At 36.3% G+C, this 21,970-nt stretch carries 14 protein-coding genes and 2 pseudogenes; 9 read left to right on the top strand and 7 right to left on the bottom strand.

Annotated elements, in window-relative coordinates:
• Nucleotides 1–271 precede the first annotated feature (271 nt).
• The 5 genes from TERY_RS25135 to TERY_RS36670 all read right to left on the bottom strand — a co-directional run bounded on the left by TERY_RS25135 (nucleotide 272) and on the right by TERY_RS36670 (nucleotide 7,439).
• The gene (locus tag TERY_RS25135) at nucleotides 272–2,344 is read right to left on the bottom strand and encodes an FG-GAP-like repeat-containing protein (RefSeq protein WP_011611652.1); all 2,073 of its coding nucleotides are present in this window, start codon (nucleotides 2,342–2,344) and stop codon (nucleotides 272–274) included.
• An 869-nt stretch (nucleotides 2,345–3,213) separates the two neighbouring features.
• Nucleotides 3,214–4,113, bottom strand: a complete 900-nt coding sequence (gene rimK / locus TERY_RS09660; protein WP_011611653.1) for a 30S ribosomal protein S6--L-glutamate ligase — start codon at nucleotides 4,111–4,113, stop codon at nucleotides 3,214–3,216.
• Nucleotides 4,114–4,478: 365 nt separating this feature from the next.
• On the bottom strand, nucleotides 4,479–4,925 hold the full coding sequence (locus TERY_RS09665) for a RimK/LysX family protein (protein ID WP_011611654.1): 447 nt from the start codon (nucleotides 4,923–4,925) through the stop codon (nucleotides 4,479–4,481).
• Nucleotides 4,926–5,158: 233 nt separating this feature from the next.
• Nucleotides 5,159–6,304 (bottom strand): glycine cleavage system aminomethyltransferase GcvT, encoded by a 1,146-nt coding sequence (gcvT, locus tag TERY_RS09670; RefSeq protein WP_011611655.1) that lies wholly within the window; start codon nucleotides 6,302–6,304, stop codon nucleotides 5,159–5,161.
• 1,009 nt (nucleotides 6,305–7,313) lie between these two features.
• The gene (locus TERY_RS36670; protein ID WP_370496958.1) at nucleotides 7,314–7,439 is read right to left on the bottom strand and encodes a hypothetical protein; all 126 of its coding nucleotides are present in this window, start codon (nucleotides 7,437–7,439) and stop codon (nucleotides 7,314–7,316) included.
• 1,148 nt (nucleotides 7,440–8,587) lie between these two features.
• On the opposite strand from TERY_RS36670, the gene TERY_RS09680 reads away from it, so the two are divergent.
• Nucleotides 8,588–9,412, top strand: coding sequence for a squalene/phytoene synthase family protein (locus TERY_RS09680; RefSeq protein ID WP_011611656.1), 825 nt, complete (start codon nucleotides 8,588–8,590; stop codon nucleotides 9,410–9,412).
• A 125-nt stretch (nucleotides 9,413–9,537) separates the two neighbouring features.
• On the opposite strand, the pseudogene TERY_RS30485 reads toward TERY_RS09680, so the two are convergent.
• Nucleotides 9,538–10,808, bottom strand: a pseudogene (locus tag TERY_RS30485) (IS701 family transposase).
• 250 nt (nucleotides 10,809–11,058) lie between these two features.
• Here TERY_RS30485 and TERY_RS09685 point away from each other — a divergent pair.
• From TERY_RS09685 to TERY_RS36680, 3 genes are all read left to right on the top strand, one after another.
• Nucleotides 11,059–13,209: an EF-hand domain-containing protein gene (locus tag TERY_RS09685; RefSeq protein WP_011611657.1), complete on the top strand. Its 2,151-nt coding sequence runs from the start codon at nucleotides 11,059–11,061 to the stop codon at nucleotides 13,207–13,209.
• Between the two features lie 375 nt (nucleotides 13,210–13,584).
• On the top strand, nucleotides 13,585–13,719 hold the full coding sequence (locus TERY_RS36675; protein WP_370496960.1) for a hypothetical protein: 135 nt from the start codon (nucleotides 13,585–13,587) through the stop codon (nucleotides 13,717–13,719).
• A 66-nt stretch (nucleotides 13,720–13,785) separates the two neighbouring features.
• Nucleotides 13,786–13,917, top strand: a complete 132-nt coding sequence (locus TERY_RS36680; protein ID WP_370496963.1) for a hypothetical protein — start codon at nucleotides 13,786–13,788, stop codon at nucleotides 13,915–13,917.
• Between the two features lie 61 nt (nucleotides 13,918–13,978).
• On the opposite strand, the pseudogene TERY_RS30490 reads toward TERY_RS36680, so the two are convergent.
• A pseudogene (locus TERY_RS30490) lies at nucleotides 13,979–14,654 on the bottom strand (IS1 family transposase).
• Nucleotides 14,655–14,817: 163 nt separating this feature from the next.
• Between TERY_RS30490 and TERY_RS09695 the strand changes: the two are divergent.
• From TERY_RS09695 to TERY_RS25140, 5 genes are all read left to right on the top strand, one after another.
• On the top strand, nucleotides 14,818–15,486 hold the full coding sequence (locus TERY_RS09695) for a thermonuclease family protein (RefSeq protein ID WP_196797265.1): 669 nt from the start codon (nucleotides 14,818–14,820) through the stop codon (nucleotides 15,484–15,486).
• Nucleotides 15,487–16,573: 1,087 nt separating this feature from the next.
• Nucleotides 16,574–18,268 carry a sodium:solute symporter family protein gene (locus TERY_RS09700; protein ID WP_370496965.1) on the top strand — a complete coding sequence of 565 codons (1,695 nt, stop codon included), beginning with the start codon at nucleotides 16,574–16,576 and terminating at the stop codon, nucleotides 18,266–18,268.
• Nucleotides 18,269–18,491: 223 nt separating this feature from the next.
• Nucleotides 18,492–19,145, top strand: a complete 654-nt coding sequence (locus TERY_RS09705; protein ID WP_011611660.1) for a COP23 domain-containing protein — start codon at nucleotides 18,492–18,494, stop codon at nucleotides 19,143–19,145.
• A gap of 323 nt (nucleotides 19,146–19,468) precedes the next feature.
• Nucleotides 19,469–20,296 (top strand): trypsin-like peptidase domain-containing protein, encoded by an 828-nt coding sequence (locus tag TERY_RS09710; protein ID WP_011611661.1) that lies wholly within the window; start codon nucleotides 19,469–19,471, stop codon nucleotides 20,294–20,296.
• 182 nt (nucleotides 20,297–20,478) lie between these two features.
• Nucleotides 20,479–21,663 carry a S1 family peptidase gene (locus TERY_RS25140; protein ID WP_052845775.1) on the top strand — a complete coding sequence of 395 codons (1,185 nt, stop codon included), beginning with the start codon at nucleotides 20,479–20,481 and terminating at the stop codon, nucleotides 21,661–21,663.
• Nucleotides 21,664–21,970: the final 307 nt, after the last annotated feature.

Here is a 21,970-nt window from a genome sequence, read left to right on the forward strand (position 1 = left end):
AGTGAAAGAAACGTTTTCAAGAAAACTGACTTTTAACTACAAAGAAAATCAAAAAAACAGTAATTCGAAAACCAGGAATTTTTCCAGGTGAAAATCTTGCTTAAGGTCTTTCAGTATTGATGTTGAAAAGCGATCGTAGCCTAGTCTTTATATCGTCAAAATATTACACATCCTTAAAAGCGAGAAGCAAAAAATAGAAAGCCCCCTCAGCAACCAAGATGATGAAAACCCCTGCTGTTTCATAAAGTAGCGTCGGGAGGCTGTTAATATTTTACATCCCAACTATATCCCAAGCTGAACCGAAAGCTCCAGGGTTAAGGTTCTGAGCACGGGTGCTATCATCATCCATCAACCAAATACGGTTAGCTCCATTGTCATGGCGCCAGAGAATATCTGTCAGTCCATCAGCATTGAAATCTGCAACTCCTGCCACATCCCAAGCTGAACCGAAAGACCCTGGGTTAATTATATCATCATGTGTGCCATCACCATTCATTAACCAAATGCTGTTAGTTCCATTTTTTTTACGCCAGAGAATGTCATCCACTCCATCAGCATTGAAATCTGCAACTCCGGCTACATCCCATGTTGAACCTAAACCTCCGGGGTTAACTGTATTATCAAGCTTGCCGTCATTATTCATAAACGAAATTCTGTTCCGTCCATTGTTATGACGCCAGAGAATGTCATCCACTCCATCAGCATTGAAATCTGCAACTCCAGCTACATCCCATGCAGCTCCAAAATTTCCCGGGTTAACCAGTTGTTTACGTTTGCCGTTATTATTCATCAACCAAATGCGGTTTAATTTTTGATTGTCACGACGCCAGAGAATGTCATCCACTCCATCAGCATTAAAATCTCCCACTCCTACCACATCCCATGCAGCTCCAAAATTTCCCGGGTTTTTCGTACTCTTACGCGTACCGTTATCATTCATCAACCAAACGCGGTTACCTCTATTTTTATTATGACGCCAGAAAATGTCTGCTACTCCATCAGCATTAAAATCTCCCACTCCTGCCACATCCCATGCAGCTCCAAAATTTCCCGGGTTTTTCGTACTCTTACGCGTACCATTATCATTCATCAGCCAAATGCGGTTAGGTCCATTTTCACGACGCCAAAGAATATCTGCTACTCCATCGCCGTTAAAATCAAACTTTACTGGTTGATCTAATGGGTCGAATGGGATGACTGTAACACCTATTTCGGCTGGGTTTGAGACTTCACCATTATTATCTTCTACTGTGTAGGTGATAGTAGCCGTAGTTCCAGCAAATTCTGGTTCGGGGGTGAAGGTAAGGTTGCCAGCATTATCTACTGTGTAGGTTCCTTCATTTGCTACTGTCAGAGTGTTTTGCCGTCCGGCTGTAGATGGGTCTAGGTCTACTGTTGCTAGCTCTAGAGTACCGTCTGTATCTGAGTCGTTTTCCGTAATGCTGAAGGTGACTGCTTGTCCTTTGCTGGTGTTGGTGGTGTCATTTACCGCTATGGGTGGTGCATTCGGAGTAGGTAAGCTGTCACTGACTACATCTAATTTGACATTTTCGGAACTAACTTTAACTTGATAAGTTACTGTATCCCCTGCCTGACCATCCCCATTAAGATCCCCAGAAAAAGTAACATCGTAAGTTTGATTTGGGTCTACATCTAAACTATAACCACCTGCATCCCAAGTGGTGGTTGTGAAAATATTATTACTATTATTAGTATTAACTGCTGTAACTATTATCCCGCTTATTCCTTCACCGACTGTATAGAAATTGTCATCCTTAACAGCATCAGTATAGGCCACACCTGTGATGAATGGGCCACTCGTTCCAGAATAAGCAAAATTTTGGGTAGTCATCACTGTGTTGTAATTTATACCCTCAAATGTAAACTCTCCCTGTAGTGAAGAAATTCCGACTTCCTGAAGGTTACTGCTCATCAGGGTTAGCCGATGACTGTTACTGCGGACGAGGTTTTCGTGGTTTTTCTCCACAAAAGTGGTGAAGTTGGGCGTACCTGTTGTTCCTCTCCAAGCTATATTTTCCCCAGAACCATATGTTCCTGTGAATATGTACCCCGAATCCCGCATACGGTCTCCTGATTTCTTACCATTGGCTCCTGTATGACTAAATATGTTATTATCTAACATCCATTGACTATGACCTTTAGCAGCAGTATTGAGGTTAAGATTAAATGCTAAAGGTTGTTTGGCATCGGAGGAAATTTGACCTTCAGAAAGTCCTTCGTTTAGGTTTCCATCTAGATATAAATCAGCTTCTGCTTGAGGATCTGCTCGACTTCTGTTTACCAATTCGAGCATATATTGGTCTTGAGGAGTTGGTTGTGTCATAGTTTATGTTGTAAATATAAATAACAGTAGTTGACAAAGTAGGAGGTATTTTTTTACCAATCTAATGTAGATTAATATACATTAGATATTTCCTGAATAGTTATGTTCAATATCTTACAATCTTTATTCAGTATACTACTTTTAAGATGATAATTGTAATAATTTTAGTTCTCTTAATAAAAGTTAATGTGTTAATAATATTCCTTGAAAATAATTTCAAGCTTAACTTAATTTAAGACTTTTGACAATATTTAATCTACTAATAATTCAATTCATAGTCCATAAAAATATGGCCTTTAAACTCCTATTCAATTATTAGTCATTGAAGCTACTGCCAATAGTATTTTAATTACTCGTTTAAATAATTGGGAAATTGTTTTAATCAAGTTTAAAAGCCTAAAAATTAGGAGTGAGCTGCTGAAATAATTTTTAGCTAACTTATGATTAGATTGCTCAAAATATTGCAAATACCCCAACAAATATTTAGGCTAAATTCTGATAACTACGCCCAAATAATAACCACTATTGGTGGTATTGTTAGATTAAGTCTATAGTACTTATTTAACTGTAAAAATTAACTATTTTATAGAGATAACAATTGCGACCCAAAAGATAGTCATAGTAAATGTTTGGCTCTTTTCATAAATTTCCAGAGCCTACAATAAAGTCAAAATGGTAAGAAAAACTTCTGCTCTATGCCAACATCCACGAAAATCTAGTTATTTAACCCGACATGATATATAGCAACAGACATATCGGTTAGGACATTGTATTTTGATTGAAACGCAATAGGAAAAAGGCAACTAGTAACAATAAAGCATCCTAACAGTTGTAGCAACTACTATAACTAATAATTGACTTCTTCAAGCTTAAAGGCGATCGCCCAGTGGACCTTTTCCTAAATTCTTCTCTAAAAACTCTATTATTTTGCCAGAAACATCTACTCCTGTAGCAGTTTCTATTCCTTCTAAACCAGGAGAAGAATTCACCTCCATAACTACTGGGCCATGATCAGAACGTAATAAATCTACCCCCGCAACTTTCAGCCCTATTGCCTTAGCTGAACGCATAGCAATTGAGCGTTCTTGTGGAGTCAATTTAATTTTTTTTGCTGTACCACCTTGATGCAAATTTGAGCGAAATTCTCCCTCAGTTCCCTGTCTTTTAATAGCAGCTATTACTCTATCTCCTACTACAAAACATCGGACATCTGCCCCACCTGCCTCTTCAATAAATTCCTGTACCAAAAAATTAGCATTCAAACCAGAAAAAGCTTCAATAACTGACTTAGCCACTTGATAAGTTTCAGCTAAAACTACTCCTATTCCTTGAGATCCTTCTAATAATTTTATCACCAAAGGAGCGCCACCAACAGTATTAATTAAACTATTAATATCTTTAGTAAAATGAGCAAAACTAGTCACAGGCAATTCTATTCCTTCTCGAGCTAATAATTGTAAACAATGTAATTTATCACGAGAGCGAGAAATAGCTAGAGAAGGATTTGCTGTAAAAACTCCCATCATTTCAAACTGTCTAACTACTGCCGTACCATAAAATGTTTTAGAAGCACCAATGCGAGGAATAATAGCATCAAATCCTTTTAAAGATTTACCCATGTAAATAACTTCAGTCTTCATAGAAGTAATTTTCATATAACAGCGTAAGTAATCAATAACATAAACTTCATGACCGCGTTGTTCTCCAGCTTCCAGCAATTTTCTAGTAGAATAAAGACTTGGATCAGTAGATAAAATAGCAATTTTCATTTTGTTCTTTTCTACCTTTTGTAATCAGAAAATTAGGTTTAAAGTTTCCCATTTAAAGGGGAGAATACCAATTTAATAAATGCTTGTTATAGTTTCTTACCACCCCTAAACCCCCAAGGTTAGGGAGTAGGGGGTTAGGTAGGGAAGTTGCATAAATTACAACATAAAAATAATAACACCCTTTTAGATATTTATTATTAAAAAAGCTATTTTATAACTGTTAATTACTTCACAATTTAAATTATACCTAATGCAATAATTTTGCCCTTAGTATAAATAATAATATCCAGTGTTTTAATCATCCTAATTAAATAGAATATACTATCAAATAGTAACTGATTAGTACAAACTAAAATACCACTATATTAACTATTTTTTTCATTCATATCTAAATAGGATTTTCCAGGGTTAATTAAGAAATTATTCTGCATAGCTTGTCGCCCCAATAACATTCTAAATTCCATAAATTCTCGATTAGTTAAGGTTAGTTCAATTTGCAATTTTTTGTTCATTAAGTTAACTTCGGTTAAAATAACAGGACGTAACTCTGCTTTCCCATTAGAACTACGAACTTTTTTTTCATCTATTAGTTCTGCTTCAGCAATTACTATTAGATTAGTATCTCGTTGTTTGGGATTAACTTTAAACTTAACCATCAATTTTCCGTCTTTTTCAAAAGTTTTAATATCAAAAGCGTGTAAAGCAGAATAATGGGCACCAGTATCAATTTTTGCCTTAATGCTAGTAATTCCAATTTCAGGTAAAACTATCCATTCTCGCCAACCAATAATAGGTAATTCTTGATATTTCATTTTTTAGGAAGAAGGAAAAATAAACAAGGAATAAAAAATAACCTTTGAAAATAGTCTAGTAAGGTGTGTTTTGCACAGCTACATGAAAAGCCAAGTGTAACCAACCATTTTCAAGTCTCATAAGATACTGCGTTACGGCGCAATTTTATCTTTTGAGATACAACTATGTAAACATAATTGCACCTGCAGCACCCTATAGACTCCCACTACACACTACTTCCTACCTTTAACTTTTAACTTTTAACTTTTGACTTTTGACTTCTATAAAAGGGGCGCTTAACAACAATAGCTGCATAATTTTTACCCCTAATTTCCACCTCTAACTTTTGACCTACCTTAGCTAATTTTTTAGGTACATAAGCCAGAGCGATCGCTTTCCCTAAAGTAGGAGACTTAGTACCGCTAGTAACTTCCCCTACCACTTTGCCATCACTCAAAACAGGATAACCATGACGAGCAATACCGCGATCGAGCATTTCCAAACCCACTAAACGTTTTGATACTCCTTCCCTCTTTTGTGTTTCTAATACCTCACGAGCAATAAACTCCCCCTTTTTATCCAAGTGAACTAACCAACTTAAACCTGCTTCTAAAGGAGTAGTCTTAATATCAATATCTTGACCATAAAGCGCCATAGCAGCTTCTAAACGCAAAGTATCTCTTGCTCCCAAACCGCAGGGAGTCACCCCAGCATTCAACAAACTGCGCCATAACTCTACACCCACCGGGGGGTCAACCATAATTTCAAACCCATCTTCCCCAGTGTAACCAGTTCTAGCAATGAAACCAGGTTTATCCAATACAGTAATATCTGCATGCCCAAAAAATCCAATTGATGCCAAATTTTCCTTGACAAACTGCTGTATATAAGACTCTGCATCCGGACCTTGGACAGCTAATAACACTTTTTCCTCAGAGATATCTTGGAATTTAACACCACTATTTTCTAGATGACTTAATATCCATCCTTTATCATTAGCTTTAGTGGCAGCATTAACAATCATAAAACCCCGTGCTTCATTAGTTAGAGGGTCATCACTTTGACGATAGAAAATGAAGTCATCAATAATGCCTCCTTGAGAATTTAATAAGACAGTATATTGAGCTTTACCAGGTTCTAAGCCGCTCAGGTCCGAAGGTACTAAATATTGAATTTTCTCAATTAAATCATGGCCTTGAGCAATGAACTTGCCCATATGAGAAATGTCAAACATTCCTGCTTTTGTCCGTACTGCCTCATGTTCGTTGCTGATACTAGTGTATTGTACCGGCATCTCCCACCCAGAAAATTCTACCATTCTAGCCTTAAGTTCAGTGCTTAAGTCATATAGAGGTGTACGAGAAAGAGGTTGTGTATTAGATTCTGTTGATTTGGCCACTAGTATTTTCCTAATTTATTATAAACTTTATTGATTTTAGGACATTGTGGGTATTCACAGAAGTCATAACTCAGGAGTTAGGAGTCAGGAGCTAGGAGAGAGTAGCGATCGCTCCACTGTATTATTGTTTTCTAAACTAGCATCTTGCCCGCCACACGTGCATAAGAATTAGATGAAATTTTCAATATAAGGAAAAAAATTTACTCCTTTTTTAGAATAGAGTTATTGGGAATTAAGCCCAAAAAATAGCTAAAACCCAAAACAAGTCCAGGAGGCCGTGCTTTTGAGAATTAAAAATCTGAAAACTTTATAGAGTATACTTTTGAGTATTTTAAATTTTCCCACACCCAACATTTATAATAATTATCTAGTGATAACTCAACAGAAGTGTTTAGCTCCGAAACTTCCCCATTTTCAAAGGCTGATGCAACTACCAGAAGAATTGACAGTTTAAGAAATAGGAAAAGCTTTTAAAGATTTAATTGATGAAGAATTTGAGCATTATAGTATCTGGCAAGAAAACCAAAAACAGTCTGTTGATGATGAGTGGACAATTGAATTCAAAAACAAAGTAGAGTTAACTATCAAACAATGGAGCCATAAAACAGGCTATGAAGCGGAAAAAATCTTAAAAAGTTTCAAGTTGAAAACAGATCAATGGTGGTATTTTCAACTTCACCTAGAAATTCCGCCCGATAATAACCTCGTAGAACTTTCATTACAGTTGGTATATCATCAAGGACCACTAATTTGGTGCATCAAGAAGCATAGAAAGATTTCAACACACAGCTAATTTATTAACTTTGCTACAAACCTGTCGTCGTCAGGAGTATTCTGTCATTGAGTTCTTGGAAAAATCGCCGGTGGCAAAATTTGTAGCTCAACACTCATCAAGTTTTTCTTTTGTTACTATTATGTTCTGGCTTTTACCACAGGTATACTTATCTGTAAGTTTGTCACACAAGATTAGAAAATAAATTTCTGAATACACCTTACAAATATCGATCTATTAAGTAGGTAACTTTGCAGTAGTTATCAACAGCATTTTTGTGGAGTCAATGGCTAATTCAAGACTTGGCAAATATATTTGTATATCTGCTACTAAACCTTGATGCTCCAATGCTATTTTTCTCAATTTTTATGATGCTACTTTTACACCCAGTTATTTTCTACAGGAATGGTGGTGCAATTCAGAAAATAGTAAAAATTAATGGTCTTGGCAGGATATTTTTTCAGCAACAATTATAGATTTGGCGTTGGTAATTTTGGCTATAATTTTGCATCAATGCTGATCACCTAACTATTAACTGAAAAACATTTTATATTTAGCCAAATTTAGGTTTTATAGCTATTTTCACCAACATCGTAGATTTTATTTACCCATTAATTTTGTTATTCTTCAAAAAATAGAGCAAGATGTCTATGAGTAAAACTTGGGTTTTATTGGTCTTTGAGCTGGAACAGAAGTAGCAATAGCTCAAAATTTCCAAAATCCTAAAATTAAGGATACAAGTCAAATGATTTTCAGTGATGCCTTAAAAGCATTTGTAGGTTTAGGAGTTAGTATTATTATTACTTTTGGACGACCGATGCTAGAAAAAATGATTAGTAAGTAGTACCAGTAATACTTATCCACAGGAAGACTAGTATTTTTACATAGTAAGTAGGGTGAGCACATCTATTATCTAATGGCGTGAAGGTTTTTGCAGGTCAGCATCCAGGCACAGCTCAATGGCCAGGTCACCAAGTCTGATGTAATAAGAATTGTCCCCTGATTTTTATGCTGCCGGTGCACCCAATATCCGTGCATAAGCTTTATCCATCGAACTTATACTGCCTTTTGAAAGCTAGAAATTTAACCTTTGCATAATTTATGTCAATGGTTTGAGAATTAATCCAAAGCCCTAAGTAGTTTAAATTATTTGAGATTACACAAAGATATTTCCTAGGCTTAACTCTAGGAACTATTAATTTTTTTTGGACATTATGATCAAATATTTATTTGAGGACAATAAGATTCAAATTATACTAACACTCTTATGATATGGAATCGTTAGATGAGTTTTTCAGATTAAAGAACTACAAAAAAAATCTTTAACTGAAAAGTATTTAATTTTTAGGATAAAACTTGAAAATTATCATTTTAGAGACTGCCAATAGAGTTATAGTAGACTGGCAGTTTATCCTTAATTTCAGTTTTCAGAATGCCCCAATAATTTAGATCACAGTGGAGCATTAAAACTGATACCCTAAACTAAAAATGGCCGTGAGGAGTTTAATTAGATGAATATACCCAAAGATAAAGATGCCCTAGAGATACTAAAAGAAACTAGCCGAACTTTTTATATTCCTATTAGTCAATTACCATCTGGCCTAAAAGAGGCAGTAGCATCGGCTTATCTTTGTATGCGTGCCATTGACGAAATTGAGGATCATCGAGATCTAGATAACTTCACAAAGGCAAAATTATTACGAAAGATTAGTTTGGCTTTACAGGAAGCAGTTGACCATTCTAGTTTCCTTAACTTTTCAGAAAAATTAGACCTGAATATTAGTCACCTACCAGAAGTAACAAAAAGAGTAGGAGAATGGGCTATACTGGCTTCAGCCACCATAGCACCTAGGATTTGGGGTGAAACTGCAGCAATGGCAGACCGGATGGCTTATTGGGCCGAAAATAATTGGACCATCCACACCGAATCAGATTTGGATCGTTACACTTTTAGTGTGGCTGGTGCAGTAGGTTTATTACTTTCCGATTTATGGGGTTGGTATGATAATACTCAGACTAACCGTACTCAGGCAATTGGGTTTGGGCGAGGTCTACAGGCAGTAAATATTCTCCGTAACCATTCAGAAGATTTAGTTAGGGGCGTAGATTTTTTTCCTTATGGTTGGAGTGCAAAAAATATGCAAGCTTATGCTCAACGTAATCTTTTACTGGCTGATTCTTATACTAATTCTCTTCCTTCAGGACCAGCAAGAAATTTTTGTCAAATTCCTCTTACCCTTGCTCATGCAACTCTAGATATTTTAACAATGGGGCAAGAAAAGCTGACTCGTTCAGAAGTGATGAAATTAATTTCTCGCTGCAATAATTCTGTTTAACTCTCCCGGTGAAAAGTCCCGCGCTCTTGGGAAGGAGAGCGCCGGGATGAAAACCAGACGTTATATGTGTGTAGTTATCCTGATTTTCTCTAAAGCATATGTTGATAACGGGACTTGAGCAAATTTCAAGCCCAAACAAACCCCAAACTCTCTTTATGAGCGGTAAATACGTCGATGTTTTCATCTAACCACTCAACAAAACGATAAGATATTGCTGCATGAAATGCTTCTAAAGTATCAGTAAAGTATTTAATAGTTTGTTAGCCCAACGCCTTTTTATACCTCCAGTTAACTGATGCCAGATAATAAATTTATAAGCACAAAATACTAAAATAAAATGCCTTTTTAGGCTGATTTTATCCCGGAGTTGATATTCTCTTAGTCCTAAGTATCCTTTGGCTTCTAATCACGCAAACTTCCACCCAATTTCTCTTTTTATAAGCAAAATACATCGACTCTGGAGTTACATATTTGTGTTCTATATTAGTGATATAATAGTTAATATCAGTTGTTTCATAAAAACTTTTAGCATTTCATATTGATAGCTATAGTTTTTTTACCTGATATCCGTTATGAGTTATACTTTAATGATTGAAACCAAAACTTTTTTGGCATTTTTTGTGCTTAGTTGAACTAAATTAAAAGCTTGTATAGATATAATTTCAGCTAGCTAGTCTCATATAATTTCTTCTTTAATATTATCCTATTTTTTGATGATTACTTTTCGATTTTTAGCTAATCCTCCTATATAAGTTAAATTTCTTTTTTATAGTTGATTCAAGAATGATGTATTGTTACCATATTCCCTATCAATTAACATAATTTGTGGCTGATGTCCTCTAGACAAAAATTGGTCAACTAGAGACATTGCACTCGTCTGGTTTATTAACAAATTCTGAGTCTTTTTTTATCTAAAGGTAAAAAATCAGCTTTTTGATATAAAGCTATCTCTAAAGGTAGACTTCTTACTCTATCATAAAGATGAGTGGTAACTACAACTACACCATTATCTGTTTTTCCTATTTATCCTATATATTGCCGCCCTACTCCTGCAGTTAAATTATCACTTTTCCTGTGACCTGAATCTCTATAATTAAAGCAATAGGATCGAGAAGGTTTTGTTTGAGGACATTCCCACATCACTTGGAGACGAAACTCATTCACAGCATCTACAGACCAATTTGCTCAAACTAAAAAATGCCGTAATTTTTGGTATAACAGACCTACAGTCTTATTAGACATTTGAGACAAATTTTTTCTTTGACTTTCTCAAGAGTAATCCTCCTATATAGTCTCTAAACCCAGTTTTTTGAGCTTTTGTCTTTAATACATTGTTAAAGCGATCGCACCATCGATAGAAACAAGAGGGCATGGCCACTGAAGTTATTTCTTTCATTGGACTTTCCCCAGGGAGTCATTAACGTAAAATACTTGTCAGCTATAATACATATAACTTTTTTTTTATATTTCCTGACACTAAAGTCCCAATAAGTATACATATATTATAGCATATTTATAGTAATTATGGCCAATTAAACATTGGTCTTATATCAGTTGGATACAAAATCCATATGAGCCTACCAGTGTCAAGAAAAAATAGTCTTTTGCTAAAACTGAAGTAATATCTTGAGAAAAAAACTTTAGCCATGCTGGATAATATTTCTGAAATCAAAATGCATCGAGTACGATGGGTAGTTACACTGAGTTGGTGTCTCCTAATTATTTCATTATTCTATGATCCACTATCCACTCAGCTTACAGAACCTTCCAATGCAGTAAGCCCATTCAGACTCAATACAGAAAACTGTGTCCTGTTACAAGGAAAATGTATTGAAGAGACACCCTATGCAATGGGAGCTGCTATTTTTTGGGGCATGGTCGTACCAACTTCAATTTTGATTTTGCTTGTGTTAGGACACGAATTTTGGCGACGCATTTGTCCCCTATCCTTTATTTCACAAATTCCTCGTGCTTTGGGATGGGAACGTAAACGCGATCGCATCAGTAAAACAGGTAAGGTACGCAAGGAATTGGTCAAAGTTTCCAAAAATTCATGGCTAGCTCAGAATCATCTTTACCTACAATTTGGCCTTTTCTTTGTAGGGCTGTGTAGCCGTATTCTTTTTGTTAACTCTAATCGTTTTGCTTTAGGTTTGTTTTTAATACTTACCATTATTGCAGCAATAACAGTCGGTTTCCTCTATGGGGGTAAGGCTTGGTGTCAGTATATTTGTCCGATGGCTCCGGTACAAAAAATTTATGCAGAACCAAGAGGACTTTTTAATAGTACTGCTCACAAGGGCGATCGCAAACGCATTACCCAATCTATGTGTCGTACAGTAACTCAAGACGGCAAAGAATTGAGTGCTTGTGTTGCCTGTCAAAGCCCTTGTATTGATATAGACGCCGAATCTTCCTATTGGCATGGTATAAGTAACCCACGGCAGAAATGGCTCTACTATGCCTATGTTGGTCTTGTAGTTGGATATTTTGTTTATTACTATCTTTATGCGGGGAACTGGGATTATTATTTATCGGGTGCTTGGGCTCATGAAGAAAACCAACTGGCTAATTTGCTTAAACCCGGGTATTATTTGTTAGATAAGCCTTTAGACATTCCTAAACTCGCAGCAGTACCTATAACTCTGAGTTTATTTACCTTTGGTGCTATAGGCATTGGTGATACTTTAGAAAAGACTTATAAAGCCTATCATCATCGCCATCATAGACATACAGACCCCCTAATCATTCGACATCGAATGTTTACTTTGTGTACATTTTTCATTTTTAATTTCTTTTTTGTTTTTGCAGGGCACAATTTTGTTCACTTGTTGCCATTACCCTTACCCAATCTTTTTTCAGTTTTAATAGCTGTATCCAGTAGCTTGTGGCTCTTCAGAACTTGGCAGCGCACTCCTAGTTCTTATCACCGAGAAAGTCTTGCCGGTCGGTTGCGAAAACAGCTTAAAAAACTCAATTTGGATAGGGCAAAGTTTTTGGAAGGGCGATCTATTGAGGACCTTAGTACAAATGAAGTCTATATTATGGCTAAAGTTTGGCCTGATTTTTGCCAAGAGCAACGCCTCAAAACTTACAAAATTATACTGCGAGATACCATTAATGAGGGTTATGTAAACCCAGCTAATAGTCTGGAAAGCTTCAAGCATATGCGGCAAGAACTGGGTGCCTCAGATAAAGATCACAATGCTATCTTAACGGAACTAGGTCAGCAATATCCTGAGCTTTTCTATTCTCATAAGCTGCGGAATAAAGAAAACACTTCGCGCTTAGAAAGCTATCAAGAAACTCTGCTGGAAATTATCTTACTTGCTCAGAAAGCTAACCCAGATAAAACCTGGGTGACTGACTTGATGAAAGTATTTTCTAGGGAAACATCCTTAGAAGTCTTAGAAGACCTTTTGAAAAGTTTATCTCCAAAAGCTCGTAATTTAGTTCAAGAACTTCGCCAAGAATATAGCATTACTGCAAATGACGAAGCAGATGCTCTTAAAAACACTGACCCCTATCAGTTGTGGAAGGCGATCGCTGAACGTATTGGTTTGCTAGAATACATTAGTACTGGGGGAGAAAAAGAAGTCCGCAAAATTTTTGAACAAATTGATACAGATGCTTCAGGGGATATAAGTTTGTATGAATTAAAAACTTATATCCGTACTATCGATCCCCATGTTACTAATTTTCAAATTGAAAATATGTTGACAGCAGCAGACACCAATGGAGACTATGTAATTAGTTATGATGAGTTTCAAGAACTCTTTAAATCCTTGAAATATTAGACTCTTAATCATTTTTTGTGCATTAATGCTACCTTTGGAAAGCAATAATGCATGAAAAATTACAGGGGTTATCTAAAAATAAAACTGTGTCAATAAATAGTATTTAAAAATAGAAAATCTAAGTGTAGCAAAGATTTTGATAATTAGTATTAGAGAAAGTTAGTAAATATTTATACTTAGGAGTTGATGAATGAAGTATAAGTTGTAGGGGTAGGAGTCAGGAGTCAATATTCAGGAGAAACAGTGATGAGTTTTAGTCATTCTTCCAAAAAAACAAAAACAGTGCCAGTATCAGGAATTGACAGAAGGAAATTCTTGGGGAGGAATTGCTCCTCAACACAGAAGGGAAAACTAACTGTAACAAATGGCTAACTGATGATTAGAGGGTATGAACGAGTATTGCCCTGCGTAATAGAACACATTGTTGGTAAAAACCATTGCCCTGCAATTGGAACGCACAAATGGAATTATCAAACAGTAGCTCGGTCGATGGCATCGCCAACAGAATAAATTTGGCAAGCTCTGGCAACAAGCTGAGGTAACAGTAAGGTTGGTGAGGGTATACTTTAATGGATTTTGGTTCATAGTTGCAAAGAAAATACTGCTGCTCCAAGAGCTGAGGAACGCGATCGCTCCCTGAAGTGGGAACGACTTAATTACTTATCCCACACTTTACTGACAGACTACCAAGAAAACCAGGGAGGATGACTTAAAGGAAATAGGCGTGAAATTGAGTGCTGATGAAAAGAGGCTCTTAGGTGTTGATGAATTAGGGTATGATTTGAGTTAATAGCGATCGCTGTGAATATCTATAAGGAACTGGAACGTCCCAAAATTGATATTTAATGAATCAGTAAGTGAATTGAATGCTTTAACTTCACGTTAGATTTTGAGTAGCAAAGAGTCCTTCGATGTCATCTGGCAAAATAGTGCTGAAGTCTAGTATTTTCTCCAACTACAATGGTCATATAAGTTTTGCTGATAATTTTATCCCCATCATTAATAGGCCTTGGCATATACTTTCCATCCATCTGTAACTTAAAGGAGGACATTCCCATTTTTAACTTGTTCCCATAAAGGATAAAATGCTTTTCCACTAGGATTTCCAATAACCCATTCTAAAATTCCTTTTTTAAAATGATTTAGTGCAGTTCATACCCAAATTGGGTTTTTTTGAGCCTAATTATGTCTATAATTTTTCTAGCTCTCCTACTTGAGGAGTTTTTTGAGGAGAGTAAGAACATGGTAATAGTTTTCCTACTTATTTAATTGAGTTGATAATTGTTTTTATTTAAGCATTTATCTGTGAGTTTATCACTATAACCTCTATAAGTTTCATCGCAATAAATAAATTGACGACCACAATAAACACAGATGTAGTTTTGCTTTCCTTTTTTTTGGCCATTTTTATTGATGTGAGTTGATTGACATTCTGGACATTCTATAATTTTTCTGCCTAAGAGCGCGATCGCTATGAACTCAAATCATACCTTAATTTACCAACGCCGGATTTTTAATATTGCTCAGAAAAGAAGATTATTGAGAGAATAATTAAAAGAGTAAAACTTCGTATTTATGAAAATTATATCTATCATAATCTCACTACTATTGGCTTCATTAATAATTCTTCCTGCACACAGTGAAACTTTAACAGGGAAAATCACAAAAATAATTGATGGAGATACAGTAATCGTTGATAATCAAGGACAAAGGCTAAAAGTTCGCTTGGCCTGTATCGATGCAATGGAATCTAAGGCCCCAATGGGAAAACAATCAACCAAGTTCTTACAAAAACTAATCCCTGTGGGTACTCAAGTCACATTAAATGTTGTTGATACTGATCGTTATAAAAGACTTATAGCAGAAATATATAAAGGGAATAATTTAGTCAATCTCCAGCTAGTACAAGAAGGAAAAGTTGTAGTTTATCAAAAATATCTCAACAATTGCCCAAATAATTCCCAAAAACTACTGGATGCTGAAGCACAAGCAAAAGCCAAAAAAATAGGATTCTGGGGACTACCTGTGAGCGAACAAATATATCCTTGGGACTGGCGACGAGGCAAACGTATAACTCAGCTTCAACCCAATCAAGATTCAACTATGAATCTTCCGTCTAGTTCTAATTTACCAGCTTGTGTAAAAAGTGATTGTAACTGCTCAGATTTTTCGACTCAAGCAGAAGCACAGGAAGTTTTTCAGGCCTTTTCTAATGACAGATTCAAGCTTGATCGTGATAATGATGGTGTGGCTTGTGAATTATTACCTAATATCTAATTTTAAATAATATTAGTTGTTCTCACAACAGCAAATAACTTTTAACAAAAAAAATAGCCAGTGTAATATTTATTTTCACACTGACTGTTTTATTCCCTAACAGATCATCTTGACCTGTACCTCCAAATATTAAGTCATTTACAGATGAACCGCTAATAGTATTATCACCACTAAGAGCTAATATTCCCCCAGGAAAAGAATTAACTTCTTCTAAGTACAGGACAAAAATTTTAAATCCCTATAATAAATCCCTATAAAAATCAGCTATTTTGCTAGGTATATCAAAGAATATATTACGCCAAAAATCTAGGCCATAGGGAAAAAACTTTGGGCCTTATGTTTTTACCACAGAACGATGCTCATCTAACCAAACACCTACTCGGTATGCCCAACATATTGTCAAGGTTAATAAAAACATCATTTTAGTTAGACGTTCTGGTTAAGTTATATGAGTAGACTCAAAGTCAAAATCTTTAATTATAAAGCAACCAAACAACCTTTCAATAATCTTGAATCCCATTTGCCCCTGGCCGGGCCCTAACTACAATTAACAGTTCTCTTGATTCCAACTTTAAAGCTGATACATACATCCACATTCCCCAAATACGAGGGCCTTTAAATAAACTTCTAATTTCACCAATGGTGAAATTGCTGAAAAATCACGAAAAAGGCAAATATTGGCCTCCAACACCAATTAAGTCTGTGTGAAAAATCCTGATAGAAAACCCCCTATTAGCAGAAAGATATTTCAACCATTATTTGCCCACAAATTCTCTATCTGCAGTTAGATATCCTACTCTTTGGTAACCTAACAAGGAAGCAAACTTCTGCTTTTTTTATACTGAATTACTTCAACATATCTGGACTTTTGGAAAAAAGTAAAATATATTTATCTCTATTCTAGAATAGAGGAGGTTGTATCTAAGTGTATCCCCAGATCACCTCTAAGTCAGCTTTATATTGAGCAAAAAATTCTTAATTCTTTTGCCAGCACCGAATTTTGTAGGAAACACCAGCACTATTTTAGATGAAATAATCTACTATTGGGCTGATACTCTTGGCAATTTTAACCCATATAACTACTCTTATGATGAATACAGAAGTTTGGACATTTATTTTTGTGACAATTTCCTTGATGTTGTACCTCTACATTGGATGGCGATCGCGAGTCCAAGATAGTAAAGGTTTTTTTGTTGCAGATCAAGGTGTGCCTGCAATTGCTAATGGTGCTGCTACTGCAGCGGACTTTATGTCGGCAATTTCATTTATTTCTATAGCAGGGGCAGTATCAATTTTAGGTTCTGATGGTTCTTATTATGTAGCAGCAGGAAGTGGAGGTTATGTACTCTTGGGACTGCTGCTGGCTCCATATCTGCGAAAGTTTGGTAAATATACTTTACCAGATTTTATAGGCGATCGCTACTACTCTAATGTTGCTCGTATTATTGCAGTTATTGCTGCCCTCATTATATCTATAACTTTTATTGTCGGGCAAATGCGAGGTGTTGGTATTGTCTTCAGTAGATTTTTGCAAGTCCCTATTGAAGTTGGTGTTGTTATCGGCATGGTTATAGTTGCCTTCTTTGCCATCTTAGGAGGAATGAAGGGCATTACTTGGACTCAGGTTGCTCAATATTTTATACTTATTGTTGCTTATTTGATACCAGCTATTGCTCTTGCTAATACTCTGACAAATATTCCGGTTCCACAGTTAGCTTTTACCTTTAGTGATATTGCAGAAAAATTGAATCAAGTTCAGGTTGACTTGGGTTTTCCGGAATATACTGCTGCTTTCACTCAAAAAACTATGCTAGATGTTCTATTTATAACTATTTCTGGCATGGTTGGTCTTGCTAGTTTACCCCACGTTATTGTTCGTTTCTATACTGTACCTAATTTGACAGCAGCTAGATATTCTGTAGGTTGGGCGTTGTTGTTTATTGCTGTTTTTGCTACAACTGTTCCGGCTTTAGCTGTTTCTGCCCGATACAATTTAATTGATACTTTACACAATACAACTATAGAGGAGGTGCAAAATTTAGACTGGGCAACAAAGTGGGAAAATACGGGTTTGTTAGAATTCAGGGATAAAAATAATGATGGTCGTTTGCAATTAACTCCAGATATGGAGACTAATGAAATCATTATTGACCCCGATATTATTACTCTCTCTACTCCAGAAGTGGCTCAACTTCCTCCTTGGGTAATTGCTTTGGTGGCAGCAGGAGGAGTCGCTGCTGCTTTGTCTACGGCATCGGGTTTGTTGTTGGTAATTTCTAGTGCTATTGCTCACGATATTTATTACCGTTTAATTAACCCAGAGGCGTCAGAGTCACAAAGGTTAATGTTGGGGAGAATAATGGTGGTATTGGCGATCGCTATTGCTGGTTATTTCGGCATTAACCCCCCCGGTTTTGTAATTGAGATAGCAACTTTGGGAGTTGGTGTCGCTGCTGGTACTTTTTTTCCAGCAATTATTTTGGGAATTTTTGATCGGCGCACTAACCGAGAAGGGGCGATCAGTGGTATGATATTTGGTTTGGTGTTTACAACTATTTATATCATAGGTACCAGGTTTGCGGGAATGCCAACATGGTTTTTTGGGATATCTGATCAGGGTATCGGTACAGTAGGAATGTTGTTGAATTTTGTTGTGAGTTTGGTAGTGTCTCGGATGACAAGTCCTCCACCTTTGGAAATACAAAAGATAGTGGAAGATTTACGATCGCCTTTGGCTGCACCTGCTCCTCTTCAGGATATTGGAGAAGAACAGTTAGATTAATTGCTATTGTATAATCTATATATGACAGAATTTACCCATAAAGACTTTATCTAATAGGGGTGTTTATGTTCTGGGGCATTCGCGACTTTTCAACCATACATAAAAACTGTGTATAATTTTATTTAGTATATAAAAATTGTATATAATTTTATGTGGCTGTGTAAGTTCTGCATGAATTTTTGAATATAATTACTATGTTCTTATTAGCAAAGGAGCAGCATATATGAATTTTAAATTCATCAAACAATGGTTGACTATTGGTTGCTTTAGTTTAGCTGTAATTTCTGGCCTAACTCAGCATACTCAGGCACAACAAAGTCGACGTAGGGCTAGTTTTTTCTGTGGTACTGAAGGGGGTCAACCTGCTACTATTGCGCGACTGCCAGAGAAGGATGGCAATACTCCTTTAAAAACTTTAATTATTTGGAAAATTGATGACTTTAAAGGGTATCCTCCTGAAAAACGTTGTCGTCTCGTTTCTCAGAAATTTCAAGATAATCAAAATACGGGTCATTTGAACTATATTGTTTCTGGTCAAGCAAATGGTTGGCCAGTATTATGTGCTTCTAAACAGAACTATGATTATATTGTAGATTGTCCTGACCCTAATGTTTTGATGACTCTTTTACCGGGGGATGACTCCCAAGACATGATTAGAAAACTGGAAAAACTAAACAGGGGTCGTTCAAATGCACCCCTGGAACATTTACCAGATGAAGTATTAGTTCGTAGTGGAAATTTAGACTCAATTAATATTAATAAATGGATAAATAATTCTCCACTACATGGGAATAACTCCCAAGAAATTATCAGAAAAGTTGAAGAACCAAAGACTGATATTGAAGAATCTAATCAATGTATTTGGGGATGCGAATAATTATTCTTTGTAGTTGGGCTTTAGCTCCTCAAATATTAACTTTTGAACTGAAGCTTAACTACAAGCCTAATGCTCTGAAAAATTCTCCAAATATTTGGCAATAGGAATATTTATTTGAATAAGTTAATCAATTTTTTTAGTAGGGCTTTAGCTCCTCAAATCTTAACTTTTGAACTGAGGCTCAACTACAAGGCAAATGTTCGGAAAAATTCTCCAAATCTTGGGGAATAGGAATGTTTATTTGTATTTGGGCTTCAGCTCTCAAATATTTGCTTTTAGGTTAAAGCTGAACTACGAATTTGATTAAAGGAGTCTACCATTTAATGAAACTCAATTTTTCATTCAAAAGAATTAGCATCTTGAGTCTATTTCTGACAAGTTTATTTTGGTCTGATTTAGAGCTAGCGATCGCTCCTTCTCATCATCCTATTTTACCTGAAAAAATAGTTGAAAAACAACTTTGCCAAACTGCTGCTAAATTTACTGTGAAAATTATTTCTGGTGAGGGTTGGGGAACGGGAATTTTAGTGCAGAAACAGGAGAATATTTATACTCTGGTAACTAATGATCATGTTTTGAGAGATAAGACTGAAAATTTTGTTGTGGAAACTGAGGATGGTGAAAAACATCAAGCAAGTTTATTGGTGAGTTTTCATCATAATCAAACCACAGGTAATGATTTGGCTATTTTACAGTTTAATAGTCTGAAAAATTATCCAATTGTTAGTTTGGCAAAGTGGCAAAAGGAAGAACGAGTAATGGCTGTTGGTTTTCCTATAGATGTTAATGTTACTAGTTCTAAAAAGGGCGGTTTAACTTGTACTAAATTGGGTGAAGTTTCTAAATATTTGGCAAGACCAATGCGATCGGGATATCAGATTGGATATAAGTTAACTGTTTTTAATGGTATGAGTGGGGGACCTTTATTAAATAATCATGGTCAGTTAGTCGGAATTATTGGTATGGGGGAGCCAATTATTTTTGTTAATCCTGATATTTATCTATATAAAGATGGTTCCCGGGTGACTGAATCTTTGGATATTTCTTCCGAGAAGGCTTTGGATTTTTTATCTAGTTTAAGTTGGGCAATTCCATCAGAAACTTTGGTTTATTTATCTCCTTCTGGATTAGGTTTGAATTTTGAATTTTGAATATGGTTTTTACGATTTACTCTGTACATTATTTGCCCAAAATGTGCTATGTATAATTGTAATTCCTCTGGTGGTAGTAATATATAATTCTTATGAAAAAAGCAATCTTAAAATGTTTCAAGAAAAAAATAATTATAAAGAAATATATCATCAGACTAACAATTTTACTAACAATATTAACTTTGGTTAGTTGCAATAAAATACCTTTTCTGAACAAACAACCACCACAACCAGAACAACCAACTTTTATTGCCAGAAAATCAGGTACTCCTGTAAATCCTTTTGCTTTAAATAGATTAGCAAAAGAAACGGTAGTAGAAATTGTGAGTGAGGGTTATTTGACTGGAGGTAATAAATATCTTCCTAAAGGTTCGGGAGTAATTATTGGTAGAAAAGATTCTGTTTATTATGTTCTAACTGCTGATCATATTTCTGATATTGACGATGGACTTTCGGTGTTTATTCGCAGTGAAAAACCAGGGAAATTAGGAGAAGTATTACCTCTAAAATTTATTAGGCGTTACCCACGGGAAGATTTGGCTGTGGTGACGTTTCTTAGTTTTACTAATTATAAGGTGGCGGAGGTTGGAGAGGCGAGTCAGCTAGATGATGATAATCAAGTTTATGTGGCGGGCTGGCCTGGGGCTGAGAATAGGCAGGGTTTTCAGTTTACTCCTGCTAAGGTGACCAACCCACAAGTGGGAGATAATTTGACTTATCAACCTACTGAACCTAGTGAGAGTTTGTATAAGGGGATGAGTGGGGGAGCGGTTTTGAATGAGGCGGGGCAGTTGGTGGGTATTCATGTGGGCTTGACGAAGGTTGGTGGAGATGGGAAGGGGGTTTTGATTTCGACTTTTTTGCAGATGGTGCCACCAGAGGTTGAGGAGGTGTTGGGGAGTTCAACTCCCGATGTCTTGTCTTCTTCGAGTAGTGACAATGAGGAAGTTAAATTACGACGACAACTGGAGGAGGAGCGGCGGAAGCGTGAAGAGGCAGAAGGGCTAGTGGAAAAGCTAGAGGCTAAACTTTTCAAAGAGACAGAAGGGCGAAAACAAGAGGGAGAAAAAAAAATAAAAAATGATAAAAAAAGGTTTTGCCTCTGGGGTTATGTTTGGTGGTCGTGGTTCTTGAAGTTGGGTGTGTGGGGGCTGTATGTCGCTGTCGTCGTCGTAGCGTTTCGTTGGGTCGTAGGGGTGTTTGAGGGGATTTTGGTCTCCCGGGAGCAGCGTTGGCCTTGGAGAGGGAGGCTTTGGTGGCTGATAGAGTTTGCTTGCTGGGGGGTGGGAGGAATTTGGGGAATGGTGGGAGGAATTGGCATGATTTTTGTGTGGGATTGGGCTGATGGGTTGGGGGCGTGTAATTAGAAGTCTAACACTAAGTCCTTTCAGCCGTCAAGAAAAAAGTTTGCCAAGTTAATTCGATACCTGGCACCCCGCCGCAAAAATTCTTAGTATTTGTAGGTTGGGTTGAGGTCACGAAACCCAACTTATCCCCCGCTGATGTGTTAGGTTTCACTTCCTTGTTGAGGAGCCTACTTTAATATTGCCAAAACCAATCTTTCTTAACCATGCTAATGTGTTTGGTTTCACTTCATTCTACCCAACCTACTTTTGTAAAATTTGAATATAATTGTAATTGTTAAACATTCCCAAAAGCCATCCTCTCTAACCA

Source organism: Trichodesmium erythraeum IMS101 (assembly GCF_000014265.1).
Classification (GTDB): domain Bacteria; phylum Cyanobacteriota; class Cyanobacteriia; order Cyanobacteriales; family Microcoleaceae; genus Trichodesmium; species Trichodesmium erythraeum.